This window comes from Pseudophaeobacter profundi, from assembly GCF_029697505.1.
Taxonomy (GTDB): Bacteria; Pseudomonadota; Alphaproteobacteria; order Rhodobacterales; family Rhodobacteraceae; genus Pseudophaeobacter; species Pseudophaeobacter profundi.
This window is the reverse complement of the sequence record NZ_JARJEF010000003.1, coordinates 376,091-391,908: the sequence shown is the minus strand read 5'-3', so window position 1 is coordinate 391,908 and position 15,818 is coordinate 376,091. Positions and strand designations below refer to the sequence as shown.

The 15,818-nt window shown below is 61.7% G+C and carries 15 protein-coding genes; 7 read left to right on the top strand and 8 right to left on the bottom strand.

Annotated features, from left to right (window positions below; all coding sequences use genetic code 11):
• Nucleotide 1 precedes the first annotated feature (1 nt).
• A complete protein-coding gene (locus P2081_RS07805) occupies nt 2-259 on the top strand; it encodes a DUF1272 domain-containing protein (RefSeq protein WP_278922305.1) in 258 nt (85 codons plus the stop codon).
• Nucleotides 256-2,595, top strand: coding sequence for an aldehyde dehydrogenase family protein (locus P2081_RS07800; RefSeq protein WP_278922304.1), 2,340 nt, complete (start codon nt 256-258; stop codon nt 2,593-2,595). The genes P2081_RS07805 and P2081_RS07800 overlap by 4 nt, the downstream gene beginning before the upstream one ends.
• A gap of 90 nt (nt 2,596-2,685) precedes the next feature.
• Here P2081_RS07800 and P2081_RS07795 read toward each other — a convergent pair whose 3' ends face one another.
• The 7 genes from P2081_RS07795 to P2081_RS07765 form a co-directional block, all read right to left on the bottom strand.
• Nucleotides 2,686-4,017, bottom strand: a complete 1,332-nt coding sequence (locus tag P2081_RS07795; RefSeq protein ID WP_278922303.1) for a M16 family metallopeptidase — start codon at nt 4,015-4,017, stop codon at nt 2,686-2,688.
• Entirely contained in the window at nt 4,017-5,405 is a 1,389-nt protein-coding gene (locus P2081_RS07790) for a M16 family metallopeptidase (protein WP_278922302.1), read from the bottom strand. The genes P2081_RS07795 and P2081_RS07790 overlap by 1 nt, the downstream gene beginning before the upstream one ends.
• 368 nt (nt 5,406-5,773) lie before the next feature.
• Nucleotides 5,774-6,295: a DUF3035 domain-containing protein gene (locus P2081_RS07785; RefSeq protein WP_278922301.1), complete on the bottom strand. Its 522-nt coding sequence runs from the start codon at nt 6,293-6,295 to the stop codon at nt 5,774-5,776.
• A 55-nt stretch (nt 6,296-6,350) separates the two neighbouring features.
• Nucleotides 6,351-6,836 (bottom strand): signal peptidase II, encoded by a 486-nt coding sequence (gene lspA, locus P2081_RS07780; RefSeq protein ID WP_278922300.1) that lies wholly within the window; start codon nt 6,834-6,836, stop codon nt 6,351-6,353.
• An 18-nt stretch (nt 6,837-6,854) separates the two neighbouring features.
• Nucleotides 6,855-8,444 carry a bifunctional phosphoribosylaminoimidazolecarboxamide formyltransferase/IMP cyclohydrolase gene (purH, locus tag P2081_RS07775; protein ID WP_278922299.1) on the bottom strand — a complete coding sequence of 530 codons (1,590 nt, stop codon included), beginning with the start codon at nt 8,442-8,444 and terminating at the stop codon, nt 6,855-6,857.
• Between the two features lie 34 nt (nt 8,445-8,478).
• Entirely contained in the window at nt 8,479-10,233 is a 1,755-nt protein-coding gene (locus P2081_RS07770) for a heparinase II/III family protein (RefSeq protein ID WP_278922298.1), read from the bottom strand.
• Between the two features lie 103 nt (nt 10,234-10,336).
• Nucleotides 10,337-11,599 carry an RsmB/NOP family class I SAM-dependent RNA methyltransferase gene (locus P2081_RS07765; RefSeq protein WP_278922297.1) on the bottom strand — a complete coding sequence of 421 codons (1,263 nt, stop codon included), beginning with the start codon at nt 11,597-11,599 and terminating at the stop codon, nt 10,337-10,339.
• Nucleotides 11,600-11,714: 115 nt separating this feature from the next.
• Here P2081_RS07765 and P2081_RS07760 point away from each other — a divergent pair, with 115 nt between their 5' ends.
• On the top strand, nt 11,715-11,942 hold the full coding sequence (locus tag P2081_RS07760; protein WP_278922296.1) for a DUF1674 domain-containing protein: 228 nt from the start codon (nt 11,715-11,717) through the stop codon (nt 11,940-11,942).
• Nucleotides 11,943-12,064: 122 nt separating this feature from the next.
• Here the strand turns inward: P2081_RS07760 and dapB are convergent, their stop codons facing one another.
• Nucleotides 12,065-12,874 carry a 4-hydroxy-tetrahydrodipicolinate reductase gene (gene dapB / locus P2081_RS07755; protein ID WP_278922295.1) on the bottom strand — a complete coding sequence of 270 codons (810 nt, stop codon included), beginning with the start codon at nt 12,872-12,874 and terminating at the stop codon, nt 12,065-12,067.
• A gap of 103 nt (nt 12,875-12,977) precedes the next feature.
• Between dapB and rbfA the strand changes: the two genes are divergently transcribed.
• The 4 genes from rbfA to P2081_RS07735 all read left to right on the top strand — a co-directional run bounded on the left by rbfA (nt 12,978) and on the right by P2081_RS07735 (nt 15,790).
• The gene (rbfA, locus tag P2081_RS07750; protein WP_278922294.1) at nt 12,978-13,373 is read left to right on the top strand and encodes a 30S ribosome-binding factor RbfA; all 396 of its coding nucleotides are present in this window, start codon (nt 12,978-12,980) and stop codon (nt 13,371-13,373) included.
• Nucleotides 13,374-13,462: 89 nt separating this feature from the next.
• The gene (locus P2081_RS07745) at nt 13,463-14,170 is read left to right on the top strand and encodes a phosphodiester glycosidase family protein (protein ID WP_278922358.1); all 708 of its coding nucleotides are present in this window, start codon (nt 13,463-13,465) and stop codon (nt 14,168-14,170) included.
• Nucleotides 14,171-14,298: 128 nt separating this feature from the next.
• Entirely contained in the window at nt 14,299-15,213 is a 915-nt protein-coding gene (truB, locus tag P2081_RS07740; protein ID WP_278922293.1) for a tRNA pseudouridine(55) synthase TruB, read from the top strand.
• A 70-nt stretch (nt 15,214-15,283) separates the two neighbouring features.
• Entirely contained in the window at nt 15,284-15,790 is a 507-nt protein-coding gene (locus P2081_RS07735) for a DUF1643 domain-containing protein (RefSeq protein WP_278922292.1), read from the top strand.
• Nucleotides 15,791-15,818 lie beyond the last annotated feature (28 nt).

Below are 15,818 nucleotides of genomic sequence, written 5' to 3'. Positions count from 1 at the left end.
GATGCTGCAGTTGAGACCAAATTGTGAATGTTGCGATCGCGATCTGCCACCGCGCAGCCCAGAGGCCCGGATCTGCACCTTTGAATGCACCTTCTGCGCCGATTGCGCCGACAACATCCTCAAAGGGACCTGCCCCAACTGCGGCGGCAATCTGGTGCCGCGCCCCCTTCGTCCCGCAGCTGCACTGCTGCGCCATCCTGCCTCCACCCAACGGGTGCTGAACCCCCAGGGCTGCACGGCAAAGGAACCGATACAATGAGCATCAAAGAGATTTTTGAGACCATGGATTATGGCCCTGCCCCCGAAAGCGCCGCCGAGGCTCTGGCCTGGCTGGTTGACCAAGGCGACCGCTTTGGCCATTTCATCAATGGCAGCTTTACCGCGCCCGGCGATGGCTTCAACAGCCGCAACCCCGCAACGGGCGAGGTTCTGGCGACCCTCAGCCAGGCGAGCCAGGCGGATGTCGATGCCGCCACCGCTGCGGCGCGCAATGCCCAGCCCGGTTGGGAAAAACTTGGCGGGCCGGGACGGGCGCGGTTTCTCTATGCCATTGCCCGGCTTTTGCAGAAACACGCGCGCCTGTTTGCGGTGCTGGAAACCATGGACAACGGCAAGCCGATCCGCGAAAGCCGCGATATCGACATTCCCCTGGCGCAGCGCCATTTCTACTATCACGCGGGCATGGCCCAACTGATGGAGGCTGAGCTGCCGGGAGCCCAGGCACTTGGGGTCTGTGGCCAGATCATCCCCTGGAATTTCCCGCTGTTGATGCTGGCCTGGAAGGTCGCGCCGGCGCTGGCCATGGGGAATACCGTGGTGCTGAAACCGGCGGAATATACCTCGCTTACCGCGCTGCTGTTTGCCGATATCTGCCAGCAAGCCGGGCTGCCCAAAGGCGTGGTCAACATTGTCACCGGCGATGGCGCCGTGGGCGAAATGATCGTGGCTGCTGATGTGGACAAGATCGCCTTTACCGGGTCGACTTCGGTTGGGCGGCGCATCCGCGAAGCCACTGCCGGCTCTGGCAAGGCACTGACGCTCGAACTGGGCGGCAAATCCCCCTATATCGTGTTTGACGATGCTGATCTGGACTCTGCGGTCGAAGGGTTGGTGGATGCCATCTGGTTCAATCAGGGCCAGGTCTGCTGTGCCGGATCGCGCCTCTTGGTGCAGGAAGGCATTGCCGATCAGTTCTACACCCGGCTCAAGGCGCGCATGGACAAGCTGCGCCTGGGCAGCCCGCTGGATAAATCCATCGACATCGGCGCCGTGGTTGACCCGGTGCAACTGCAAACCATCAGCGCACTGGTCACGGCCAATCAGGCCGGCGAAACCTATCAACCCGCCCTGCCCCTGCCAAGCGAGGGCTGCTTTTTCCCACCAACGCTGATCCAGGGACTCGCGCCATCGGATCCGCTGATGCAGGAAGAAATCTTTGGCCCGGTCCTGGTTTCTTGCACCTTTCGCACCCCAGCCGAGGCCGTAGAACTGGCCAATAACAGCCGCTATGGGCTTGCCGCCACCGTCTGGAGCGAAAACATAAACCTGGCGCTGGATCTTGCCCCCAAGCTGGTCGCCGGGGTGGTCTGGATCAATGGCACCAATATGTTTGACGCCGCTGCCGGCTTTGGCGGGGTCCGCGAAAGCGGCTTTGGCCGGGAAGGCGGCTGGGAAGGCCTGAGCGCCTATACCCGCCCCAGGGACAAACCCAAGGCGCGCAAATCCCTTGCCGCCTTTGCAGGCAAACAGCCAGGCGGCAGCACCGATCCGGTGGACCGCACCGCCAAGATGTATATCGGCGGCAAACAGGCCCGTCCCGACAGCGGTTATTCCAAAGCCATCTACGCCCCCAATGGCAAGCTGATCGGCCATGTGGGACAGGCCGGGCGCAAAGACATCCGCAACGCCGTGGAGGCCGCAGCCTCTGCCAAGGCCTGGTCCAGGACCACTGGCCATCTTCGGGCGCAGATCCTGTACTATGTCGGCGAAAACCTGTCCGCCCGCGCCGCCGAATTTGCCCATCGCATTGATGCAATGACAGGCAAGAAAACCGGCGCGAAAGAGGTCGAAACCGCGGTTGATCGCCTGTTCACCGCCGCCGCCTGGGCTGACAAGTATGATGGTCAGGTGCATGGCGTGCCAATGCGCGCCGTGGCCCTGGCGATGAAAGAACCGGTTGGCGTGATCGGCGCGCTCTGCCCGGATGAGGCACCGCTGCTGGGGCTGGTGTCGCTGATGGCGCCGGCGCTGGCCATGGGCAACCGGGTGGTGCTGGCCGCTTCAACCCCGTTCCCGCTGGCTGCAACCGATTTCTTTCAGGTGCTGGAAACATCCGATGTCCCGGCAGGGGTGGTCAATATCCTGACCGGCGATGCCGAAGCGCTGGCCGAACCACTGGCTGCGCATATGAATGTCGATGCGGTCTGGAGCTTTGCCTCGGCAGATCTGGACAGCACGATTGAGCAGGCCTCGGCGCTGAACCTGAAACGAACCTGGGTCCCCCAGGGGGCCATTGACTGGAGTCAGGACCACAGCCGCACCGTGCTGCAGCAATCCACCGAGGTGAAAAACATCTGGGTGCCCTACGGCGAGTAAGGCCAGACCAGGCAGAACACAGAAAAGGCCGGGGAATTTCCCCGGCCTTTCTTGTTGCATGCGTCCGCTAAAGATCTGCGCCAGATGGGATCAGTTGATTGTCTCGGCCAAACCAACGGGGCGGCCCACAACGATAAATTGCAGCTCCTGCGGGCGCAGAACCTCTGCGGCAACGCGGTTGAGCTCCTCTAGTGTCACCGCGTTGATCTTGTCATTGCGGGTCCGCACATAGTCGATCGGCAGGTCATCCATCTGCATCCCCACCAGGATCGATGCAATCTGGCCATTGCCATCAAAGCGCAGCGGATAGGCCCCGGTCAGATAGGTCTTGGCATCTTGCAGCTCTTTCTCGGTGACGCCATCGCTGGCAAGGCGCTGCCATTCAGCCTGAATCACCTCGACCGCTTCGGCCATCTTGCTGTTGGCCGATCCCAGCTGCCCCATGTAGGTCGCCGCAAGATCCTGCGGCACCAGATAGGAATAGACACCATAGGTCAGCCCGCGTTTTGCCCGTACCTCTTTCATCAGGCGGCTGTCAAACGACCCGCCGCCCAGAATTTGGTTCATGATATAGGCGGCAAAGAACCTGGGATCATCGCGTTCAATCCCCTGATGGCCAAACAGCGCCACCGATTGCGGTGTGTCATAGTCAACGATGCTGACCCCCCCGGGAATGGTCACCTCGGCTGGCCCCGGCAGCGCCGCCCCGGCGGCGGGCAGATCGCCCAACAGCCGATCCAGCAGCAGCCCCAGATCTTCGGGGGTGATGTCCCCCACCGCACTGACATAGAGCCGGTCTTTGGCAAAGATGGCATCATGCGCAGCAAAGATATCCTGCCGCGTCAGCTCCGAAACGCTCTCGATGCTGCCCTTTCCGGAACTGCCATAGGGGTGGTCGCCATAGGCCATGGCGGCAAAGGCCTGGCTGGCGATCTTGTTGGGGTCCTTCAGATCAGACCGCAGCCCGGCAAGCACCTGTGCTCGAACCCGGTCCAATGCATCCTGATCAAAGCGTGGCTGCTGCAGGGTTTGCTGCAGCAGGGCAATTGCCGCATCGCGATTTTCGCTCAGAAAGCGGGCCGAGATCGACAGGCTGTCACGGTCGGCATCATAGCCAAAACTGGCTGCCAGATTTTCAACCGCGCGGGTATAGTCCTGCGCCCGCATGTCACCGGATCCTTCCTCCAGAAGGCCAGCCATCAGATAGGTCGCCCCCCGTTTGCCCGGCGCATCCAGCGAGGTGCCGCCGCGAAAGCGCAGCTCTAGCGCGGTAAAGGGGATCGAATGGTCCTCGACCAGCCAGGCAGTGATGCCACCGGGTGAAGTGACTTCTTCTATCTTGATTTCCGCCTGCGCCGGCAGCGCCAGCGCTGCGATCCCGGCCCAGAAAAACAGAGCCGTCTTTATCACTGTAAGGCGCATCACTTGCCCTCCTCCTGCCGCATCATCCACCCCGTCACCGAGGCCTCAGGACGAAGCAAATCCTGCGCCGCAGCGATGATTTCATCCGCGGTAATCGATTGCAAAACCTTTGGCCAATCCTGCACATCCGCAATCGTCAGCCCCGAGGTCAGCGCCCGGCCATAACGATTGGCGATGCCATCGACATTATCGCGCGCATAGATTTCCGAAGCCCGCAATTGCAGTTTGATCCGCTCTAGCTGCTCCATATCCACGCCTTTGGCCATGAATTCGGCCAGGGTGGCATCCAATGCATCCTCGGCCTCTTGCAGGGTGACCCCTTCGGCTGGAACCACCAGAAAATCAAAGCTGGTCGCATCCAGCGAAACGCCTGAATAAAACGCACCCGTGTAGACCGCGACCTGCTGATCAAACTGCAGCGCGTTGGCCAGATATGATGTCGTCCCCCCGCCCAGCAGTTCGGCCAGAAGATACAGCGCCGCGGCCTTTTCCTGTGCGCCCGCATCGCGTTCCGGCGCCAGATAAGAGCGCTGGACATAGGGCTGGGCGACGCGAGGGTCACGGTAGATCAGGCGACGCTCTGCGTTTTGCGGCGGCTCTTTGCTGCGCGCCCGAACCTGCGGCAGATCTGGATTTGCAGGGATCGCGCCATAATAGGTCTCGGCCAAGGATTTCACCTCTTCCGGATCCACATCACCCGACACCACCAGAATGGCATTATTTGGCGCGTAATAGGTGCCGTAAAAGGACAGCGCATCGGCCATGTCCAGCTCTTCCATCTCGTGACGCCAGCCGATCACCGGCTGCCCGTAGCGATGGTTCAGATATTGCGCAGCGTTCAGCTGTTCAGAAAACAAAGCGCGAGGGCTGTTATCCGTGCGCTGGTTGCGCTCTTCCAGGATCACTTCGCGTTCGGTAACAATATCCTCTTCGGCAAGGCGCAGATTGACCATCCGGTCGCTTTCCATCTGCATCATCAGTTCCAGCCGATCCGAAGCAACCCGCTGAAAATAGGCTGTGTAATCATAACTGGTGAAGGCATTGTCGCGCCCACCATTGGCCGCCACGGTCGCCGAAAGTTCGCCGGGGGCAAGGGTATCTGTGCCCTTGAACAGCAAATGTTCCAGAAAATGCGCAACCCCGGACTGACCAATAGGTTCATCAGCAGAACCCGCCCGGTACCAGACCATATGCTGCACCACGGGCACCCGGTGATCTTCGACCACGACAACCTGCATGCCATTGTCCAACGAAAAACTTGTGACCGGGTCTTCGGCCTTTGTGACCGTCGCGGGCGTTTCAGCCAGAGCGCCGCTGCCGACTCCGATCATGCTGCCTGTCAGGCTGATGCTCAGCATGGTCGCCGCCAAGGTAATCCTTGGGATCATTTGGCATTCTCCTCATTATCGAGACCAGGGCTGCAGACCGCAGCGCGGGCCTATATCGGGCGTTGATGTATCAGTGGGGCAAGTGGGTCGCTTCAAACCATGGTGCCAGTCAGATGAACCGGGCAGGCTGCCTGCGGCCCCGGATCAGTTTCGATCTAGCCGCGCTGGATCTGGCCTGCCATCCGACGGGTATCATGGTTGGAATAGCGCAACCCGCTCATCCGCGCTTAACCTACCCCCTTGAGGCGCAAGCGCAAGTATCACTATCGCAAAGGTGATCGCTGGCCGCACAGCCACCGCAGCCGCAGCCGGTCGCACCTGCCCAAAGCGGCGGCAGGCAACAAGACAAGGTGATCAGGCTGTGGCCGCTATTCTTCACTCACAGGTGGCGCAGAGGGTGTGCCAGCCCCAGCCCGGCGAAAGGCCTCATTGGCGGCAAAGGGGTCAAGCGTCTCTTTGGCGTAGATCTGTTCGTAGCGGTCAACCGGCGCGATCTTGATACGTCCGCCGCGCCGTCTGCGTTTGAGGAAAGCGGCATCTTCTGCAGCCAGGGCCTGGCGCACATTCGGCGACACGCCATACCGGCTAGACGCGGTGACAAGGCCGACATCGCTGGCTGGAACACCTGATCCCGGCACCAGCGCCGAGGGCTTGCCGCCCAGGGCCGCCACGGCATCGGCCTGCGGATTGGTATCCGTGCGATTGGTGCCACCCGGCGTTGGCTGCGGCAACGCGGCATAGTCAGCCGGCGCGCTCAGCGGTTTTGGCGGCAGCACCAGAAATTCATCTGGTCCGGGGCCGGTGCTGCGAATGTCGCGCAACGATTTTTGTCCGCAGCCTGTTACAGCCACGGCACAGATCAGACCGATAATTGCCAGAGGAATTCGCATTTCCCCAATACTCCCGCCAGTTTCAACGCGGTTTTAGCCTATTTCCCGGGGGAGGTCACGCAGGCTTTTTGCTGCGTCCCTCAAACAGGATCAAACCAGCCGCCCCAGCAAAAATGAACACGTCTGCCAGATTGAACACATAGGGGTTGTTGACCCCGCAGCAGGACATATTGAGAAAATCGAGCACATAACCATAGAGCAGGCGATCCGCGACATTGCCAAGGGCCCCGCCGATCACCAGCCCGGCGGAAACATGCATCAGCGCGCCCTTGTCGCGGCCTCGCCCAACCCAAAGCACAAGCGCCAGACAAATCGCCAGCGACAGGCCAATCAACACCCAGCGCGCCGTATCGACATCGCTGTCAAACAGGCCAAAATTGATGCCAGTGTTTTCCCCATAGCGAAAATTCAGCAGGGGCGGCAGCACATCTATGCTCAGACGCCGGGACAGGCCCATCCAGTGGATGACCAGATATTTACTAGCCTGGTCCACCAGAAAGGCCCAGAAGGCGCCCCAAAAAATCAAACGTGCTGCTGCCATTTTTTTCTCGTGTCTTGTTTAGTGGCGGAAGTGGCGCATGCCGGTAAAGACCATGGCAATGCCCTGCGCGTTGGCAGCGGCGATCACCTCGTCGTCACGCATGGAACCGCCCGGCTGGATCACGCAGGTTGCGCCTGCTGCTGCTGCTTCCAGCAGACCATCAGCAAAGGGAAAGAACGCATCAGATGCCACAGCCGATCCCTTGGCCAGGCTTTCGTCCAGACCCAGTTCATCCGCCATGCGCTGCGCCTTGGACGCCGCAACATTGGCGCTATCCAGGCGGCTCATCTGGCCGGCCCCAACGCCAACGGTGGCATTGCCTTTGACATAGACGATGGCGTTGGATTTCACGTGTTTGGCGACTTTCCAGGCGAACAGAAGGTCCTGCATTTGCTCTTCGGTGGGGGCTTTTTCCGTCACCACTTTCAGGTCATCCATGCCAACGTAGCCCACGTCTTTGTCCTGCACCAGAACACCGCCGCCCACCTGTTTATAAGCGGTGATGGCAGCGCGTGTATCCGGCAGACCATCAGTCAACAGCAGGCGCAGGTTTTTCTTGGCGGCAAAGATCGCCTTGGCCTCGTCCGAAGCGCCGGGGGCAATCACCACCTCAGTGAAGATCTCGACAATCTTGGTGGCTGTTTCCGCATCCAGCGGCTGGTTCAGCGCCACGATGCCACCAAAGGCAGAGGTGCGGTCACAATCAAAGGCCTTTTGATAGGCTTCAACCAGGCTCGCCCCCTTGGCAACGCCGCAAGGGTTGGCGTGCTTGATGATCGCCACCGCAGCTGTTTCAGCCGGATCAAATTCCGCCACCAGTTCATAGGCGGCATCCGTGTCGTTGATATTGTTGTAGGACAGCTCCTTGCCCTGCAGCTGCAGCGCCGTGGCGACACCGGGGCGATCGGTGCCATCGGTGTAGAAGGCTGCTTTCTGGTGGCTGTTCTCACCATAGCGCAGGGTCTGCTTCAGCTCACCGGCAAAGGCACGGCGGCGCGGGGCTTCCAGCTCTAGCGCGGCGGCCAGCCAGGTGGATACGGCGGCATCATAGGCAGCGGTGCGGGCATAGGCGATCTGGGCCAGCTTGCGGCGGAAATCAGGTGCGGTGGTGCCACCGTTCTGATCCATGTCGGCCAGCAGCGCCTCATAATCGGCGACATCCACAACCACGGTGACATCACCGTGATTCTTGGCGGCGGCGCGAATCATTGCCGGGCCGCCAATATCGATGTTTTCGATGCAGGTGTCATAATCGGCACCCTTGGCCACGGTTTCTTCAAACGGGTAAAGGTTCACCACCAAAAGATCGATCGGGCCGATACCATGCTCTTCCATCGCCTTGATGTGATCGGCATTGTCGCGCAGCGCCAGCAGCCCGCCGTGTACCATCGGATGAAGAGTTTTCACCCGCCCATCCATCATTTCAGGAAAGCCTGTGATTTCAGCCACATCCTTGACCTCTAGCCCGGCCTCACGCAGGGTCTTGGCGGAACCGCCGGTGGACAAAAGCTCAACGCCGCGTGCGCTTAGCGCCTTGCCCAGGTCGATAAGACCCGTCTTGTCGGATACGGAAAGCAGGGCGCGGCGAATGGGGGTCTGGTCGGTCATGGCAGGGCGGTCCTTTTCAGGCTCAAGTCTAGGCTCAATCAAAAATCTCGGGCTCATCCCGATTCAGGTCACGCACGGCAATGGCGGTCTCTTGCGCCTTGCTCAGCGTCCACCGGACGCGTGTCGCATACTCGATTGCGCGGCCAGATAAAACGATCTGCTTGGCTGCTCGCGGCTTTAATCGCGTTTTTTCCAGATAAACACTGGGTTCCAGCGTCAATTCACAGTTTCCATCATGGCGGAAGACCCAGATCTCACCGCTTTTCAGCGCCATCGAAACTGCAGCGCCCCCCAGATCCAGCGTCGAATCCACCTCTGGGTGCAGGTGTAGTCGCAACTCAAAGCCAATACCCTGGGTGCCAGAGCGATCCAGCATTTTGGAGAAAACCCGCTTGGCAGGCTCTTCGATGGCCACCAGAAGATCTTCGCCCGACAGGCTGCGGCCATCATCTGACAATTCCAGGGTACGCGCATGGGTCAGACCAAAGTCACGCAGATAACCGTCATGACCGCCCTGAAAGCGGTTGGCTGTGGTCTCTTCCTCCAGCGCGATCTGCACCTCGGCTGGCCCCTCGACCAGTAGCTCTTGCCCGGTGGTGCGGTCCGCCGGTGCCAGACGCGCGCTGGAATGCCCCGCCAGGCAAAGGGTGGAATGCGACGGGGTGGCCCGCCCTGCACGACGCCATTCCAGGCCAAAGGTCTCTCCCGATCCGCAGTTCACCACCAGGGGACGCCGCCCCGAGGTCAGCTCAAACGCCAGGGTCGAGGCATGGCCATTGCTCGAGGCCGCCCCCTGGGGCGGAACAGCCGCATCGATCACCACCGATGTGCGCCGGGCCGCAAGCCGGGCATAGCCCATCGCCAGACCATCAAGATGCTTGCCGGAAACATGGGCGGCGGCCAGCGCGTGATCCAGCCAACCTTCCAGTCCACGACCGCCACCGTGAAACCGCGCCAGCCCGCCGTCCGCATGGCGCAACGTCCGCAGTGCCGGGGCAATCCGTTCTATCGCCTTGATCTGCGCTGCAGGCACCGTGCGCCCCGCCTCATGCAGGGCGGCGGCAGCCCAGGTCAGCAGGGTGAAGACCTCCAGAAGTTCTTCGGGGTTGCGGGTTGGCACACCGCCTTCAGCGTCGATCTGGCTTTCACATTCCTGCGCCAGGGCGCGGATGGCCGGATCGGCCAGCTCTTCGCGCCCCTGTAGCGCCAGCCCGGCATAGATCAGCCCTGTAAGCGCCTCAAACCGGGGCAACCCCGGAGAGGCCCCCTGCCAGCGCCGCGACAGGAACCAGGTCTGCTGCGACAGAGACTGATAAAAGGCCTCGCTCTCAGCCCGGTCCTTGCCGCTGAGCAAAAACAATGCGTGGTTGATCCAGCGGATAACCCGCCGCCCGGTCAGATCCGGCGACCATGACAGGGCCGCGCCAAACCCGGCCGCAGCGCCATGGGTTTCGATCCAGCCCCAGACCCATTTCTGGGCCTTCTGCCGCGCCCGGATATCGCCCACCGCTGCGAGATCATCCAGCCAGGCAAACCCCTGACGCTCTGCCTCGAAAGCCGCATCGGGGGCCGTCACATCCCAGAGCCCGGTGGTGTCCGATTCGACCAAAAACCCAGCAAAGAGCAGATTGCCTGCCACCAGCTGCCGCCCACGGGCAAAACTGCCGATGGTGCGCGGCTCGGGGCGTGACACAAACCCGCTGGCGGCTGGCTGCTTGCGGGCGCGCCAGGCATATAACCTATTCATGATCCGGGTCCCACGACCCGCCACTCTATCGTATCTGGACATGCTCTCTGCCTCACGCCTTTTGCTTTGAAGTTCTGGCGTTTTGGCAAAAGACTAGCGGTGTTGCTGCCTCAAGTCACCGAAGAATGCGCAGGCGGGGTATCGATCAGGCAGATTTGCGCAGAAGCGCCATGTAAAACCCATCCATGCCACCCTGATCCCGCCAGTAATCCGGGCGCAGACGCAGGCCGCCTTCTTCAGTGATCCAGGCCGGATCAATTCCCAGCGACGCCAGCACGCTGCTGTCGGCGGACATATCCGGAAAGATCTCCAGCGCCTCTTCGATCTGGCATTCGCCTTCGTCCGGCAGCAGCGAGCAGGTGCAAAAGACCAGACGCCCACCGGGTTTGACCAGGCTCCAGGCATGGGCAAGCATCTGCGCCTGCAGCTCTATCAGGGCACCAAAGGCCGCGCCGTCCTTGGCATGTGGCAGATCGGGGTGGCGGCGAATGGTACCGGTGGCAGAACAGGGTGCATCCAGCAATACCGCATCAAACTGCCCCGCCTGTTCCAAGGCATCGCCAACCACCAGATCGGCAGCCAGCCCGGTGCGGGCAAGGTTTTCGCGCAGGCGATCCATCCGCGCAGCAGAGCTATCCACCGCCGTCACCAAGGCACCGCTGGCGGCCATCTGCATGGTCTTGCCACCCGGCGCTGCACAAAGATCAAGCACCCGCTCGCCCTTTTGCGCCTGCAGGATCTGGGCGGGCAGTGCAGCAGCGGCATCCTGCACCCACCAATCCCCGGCCTCATACCCCGGCAGCACCGAAACCTGCCCGGCCTCGGCCAGACGCTGCGACCCCGTCGCCATGCGCTGTCCGCCCAGCGGCGACAGATCCGCACCCGGTTTTCCGGTGATATCCAACGGCGCGCCGGCATAGTGGGCCGCTTCAATCTCAAGCATGGCGGCACTGCCCCAGGCCTGCGCCAGCGGGCTGCGCAGCCATTTCGGCAGGCGCGGCACCCGCAGTTTGGCCCATTCTGCCGGACCCTGATCTGCCACTTTGCGCAGCACCGCATTGACCAGCCCTTTCAGTTGGCCATGGCGGCGGTGCTTGGAGATGATCGCCACCATGTCATTGACCACCCCATGCGCGGCAGCCCCGTGGCACAGTTCAACCGTTCCCAGCCGCAGCGCATTATGCACGGTCAACGGCGTCGATTTCTTCAGATGCTTTTGCAGCACGCGATCGGCGCGTTCCAGGCTGCGCAGGGTCTGCAGGGTCAGGCGCTGGGTACGGGCACGATCTTCCGGCGTCAGCCGCTCCAGCGCGCCAGCGGCATAACATTCTGCCAACAACCGGCCCTCGCCCAGAACCTGATCCAGAAGGTAGATCACCGTACGGCGGGCCTGGGTTCCATCGGACATTGCTGCTCTCCTTCGCATGGGGGCGCGCCTTGCTGGCCATAGCATCAGCGCGTCGGGTGGCTTGTCCCCACCAAGGAGGGGCGTATACCATGGCCGCAGCATAAAGGAACCCGCGATGAGCGACGAGACCCAGACCCCGCAACAAAGCGCAGCCCCACAGGATGCAGAGAGCACACAGCCAACCCTGCCCCCTGCCGCCCAGCGCGCCCTGGCCGAAGCCGCACAGCGCCGCAAAGAGGCCGAGGCCAAGGCAAAACCACCCGTGGAACTCGGCGGACGTGACGGGCTGGACCCGGCCCGTTATGGCGACTGGGAGAAAAAGGGCATCGCCATCGACTTTTAGCGCATGCAACGCCAATGTAGGAACCGGCTTTGCGCGCCTGGAACTGGCGAATAACTCAGTGAGAGCCAGTCGCGTCAATGCCAATGATCGCAACTGGCCCTTGGATGGCCGACTGATGCGGCTTACAGCCCAAGCACGTCCAGCATGTCGTATTCCCCCGGCGCCTGCCCCTGCCCCCAAAGCGCCGCCTTCAGCGCGCCACGGGCGAAAATCGCCCGATCCGTCGCCATATGGCGCAGCACGATACGTTCCCCGGCGGCAGCAAAAAGCACGTCATGCTCCCCCACGATATCGCCGCCGCGAATGGCGCTAAAGCCGATGTCACCACGTTTGCGTGCCCCGGTGATGCCATCACGCCCCGAATCAGACACATCCGCTAAGGCAACCCCGCGCCCCTCGGCGGCAGCTTCGCCCAGCATCAGCGCGGTGCCTGAGGGGGCATCCACCTTGTGATGATGATGCGCCTCGATCACCTCGATGTCAAAATCCTCATCTAGCGCGGCGGCGACCTTTTTGGTCAGCTGCACCAGCAGGTTGACACCCAGGCTCATATTACCGGCCCGTACCAGAACCGTCTTGGCGGCGGCAGGTTTCAGCGCCGCAATCTGCGCCTCGGACATGCCCGTGGTGCCAATCACATGCACCGCGCCCGCCTCGGCCGCCATCTTGGAAAAGGCCAATGTGGCCTCCGGAGAAGTGAAATCAATCACTGCCTGCGCCTGCGCAAACACTGCCTGCGGATCATCGCTGACCATCACGCCGATTTCACTGCCACCCATCGCCAGGCCAAGATCCTGACCGACCCAGGGATGACCGCTGCGTTCCACCACGCCGACCAACCGCGCCTTGTCGCTGTCCAGCACCGTCTTGATCAACATCTGCCCCATGCGGCCAGAGGCCCCCGTGATCACGATCCCCGGTGTTTTGGTCATTGCTGTGGTCCTCATTGCTGAATGGGTCGATGTTTTTGCTGGTTTTCTCCTACCTGCTTGGCGATGACTTGGCAAAGGGCAGGTTTCGGCTTAGATCGAAGTTATGGCAAAGAACAAATCTTCTGAGGGGCGCGCCCCCTCCCAACGGCAGCTGCGCGTCGGCGAGCTGATCCGCCGGACCCTGTCCGAAGTGCTGATGCGTGGGGAACTGCACGACCCCGAGCTGAACCGCATGTCCGTGACCGTCGGTGAGGTCCGCGTCACCCCTGATCTGCGCATCGCGACGGCCTATGTGTTGCCGCTGGGCGGCAAGGGGCAAGAGGACCTGCTCAAACTGCTGGCCCGCAACAAGTGGGAGCTACGCACCCTGGCAGGCAAGAAGCTTGGGATGAAATACACCCCAGACCTGCGCTTCCAGCTGGATCTGACCTATGATCAGATGGATGCCACCCGCAAGATGCTGGAACAGGACGCGGTGCGCCGCGATCTCGACGAGTGATCCGCCCGGCCCTGGCAGTGCTAGCCACCCTTTGGGCGGCACCGACACTGGGGGCCGACAGCGGGTCAGACGTGGTAGCGACCGCACAGATCACTGAAGAACAGGCAGCCGCCGAGACAGCTCCGCTGCAGTGCGAAGATATCGCCTATGATGGCAATCGCTATACGCTATGCGAAGTGGATGCCAGCCGGGCGCAGCTCCGGCTGTTTCTGCACGATGAACAAGGTCAGGTTTATGGCCATTTTTCCCGCATCGAAGAGGCGCTCGCTGCAGAAGGCAAGGCCCTCGCCTTTGCGACCAATGCCGGCATGTATCACGCCGATCGCGCGCCGGTCGGGCTCTATGTTGAAGATGGCAAGCAAGAGATGCGCCTGGTGACCAATGCCGGACCGGGCAATTTTGGCCTGCTTCCCAATGGCGTCTTGTGCCTGCGCGAAGGCCGCGCCGATGTGTTTGAATCCCTCGCCTTTCGCGATGCGGCCCCCCGCTGCACCTCGGCGACTCAGTCGGGGCCGATGCTGGTGATTGATGGCGCGCTGCATCCGCGGTTTCTGCCCGACTCTACCTCGTATTATATTCGCAACGGGGTTGGCACCTCGGCGGATGGCCGCCGCGCGGTCTTTGCCATTTCGCGGAATGCGGTGACCTTCCACCAGTTTGGCAGCCTGTTCCGCGACTATTTGAAACTGCCCAATGCGCTGTATTTCGACGGCAATATATCACGCCTGCATGCGCCACAGATCGGCCGCTCTGATGCGGGTTTCATGATGGGGCCGGTGATCGGCGTGGTGGAATAACCCGCCGCCAGACGCCACACCGGTCACCGTCCAGGCTGATCACACCGCCCCAGGACTTTGGACTGTCGAATTGACAGGACAGCATCCCTGGGCTAGGCCGCGTGCCTCACTTGCATTCGGGGAACGACATGGCACGCAAACGCAAAGGGCGCGATATTTCAGGTTGGCTGGTAGTGGATAAACCTGCCGGGCTGACCTCGACCGCTGTCGTCAACAAGGTCCGCTGGGCGCTGGAGGCCAAGAAGGCCGGCCATGCAGGGACGCTCGACCCCGAGGCAACCGGCGTGCTGGCCATTGCCCTGGGCGAGGCCACCAAGACCGTTCCCTATATTACCGACGCGTTGAAGGCCTATACCTTTACCGTGCGGCTGGGCCAGGCCACCAACACCGATGATGCCGAAGGCGAAACCATTGCCAGTAGCGATGCGCGCCCCACGGATGAAGAGATCAAGCAGGCGCTGGGTGCCTTTATCGGCGATATCCAGCAGGTGCCGCCCAAGTTTTCTGCCGTCAAGATCGACGGGCAGCGCGCCTATAAACTGGCCCGCGACGGCGATGATGACTTTGAAATCGCTGCCCGACCGCTTTGGGTGGAAGAACTGGTGCTGGTGGATCGTCCCGATCCCGACCACGTGGTCCTGGAAATGACCTGCGGCAAGGGCGGCTATGTGCGCTCTATCGCGCGGGATCTGGGCGCGGCACTGGGCTGTCATGGCCACGTGAAGGAGCTGCGCCGCATCTGGTCCGGCCCATTTGATGCCGCCGACGGGCTGAAGCTGGACGACATCCTGCGGATGGAACGCACACCAGAGCTGGACAGCTATCTGCGCCCGCTGGAACAGGGGCTGGCCGATCTGCCCGAGCTGAAATGCACCCCGGAAGGTGCGGTGCGCCTGCGCAATGGCAATCCCGGCATGGTGCTGGCGGCAACCGTCGAATACGGCGATGAAGCCTGGGCCTCGTTTGAAGGCAAGGCTGTTGCCGTGGGCATCTACAAGGCAGGCGAATTGCACCCCTCGCGCGTGTTTGTGCAGCCAGAGTGATACATAGCGCCGGACAGATCTGTGCTGCGATGGGCTTGCCTCATCGCTGGCAGGCTGGCAGGACAGCGCCATGATCAGCCGCAGCCATACCAAGGGCGATGCGCCCTCCACCGCTGTCTATTCCGACTGCGAAACCTATCGCTACAGCCTGACCCGCGTTTGGGAACCCACAGGCCAGCGGGTGATGTTTGTGATGCTGAACCCCTCCAAGGCCACTGAGGTACAGAACGACCCCACGATTGAGCGCTGCGAACGTCGCGCCCGCGCCCTGGGGTTTGGCGGCTTTCAAGCCACCAATATCTTTGCCCTGCGCGCCACCGATCCAAAGGTGATGCGCGCCGCCGCTGACCCGGAAGGCCCCGACAATCGAACGGCGATCCTTGCGGGCATGCACTGGGCCGATATGGTAATCTGCGCCTGGGGCACCCATGGGGCGCATCGCGGCCAGGGCGCGATCATCGCCAACCTGCTGCGCGCCAGCGGCAAACCGCTGCATCACCTGGGGCTGAGCAAGCACGGCCACCCCAAGCATCCGCTCTATATTGCCTATTCTCAGGCCCCGCAGCTTTGGAATTGACGTATTTTTAACGGCAGGAATTCGCTGA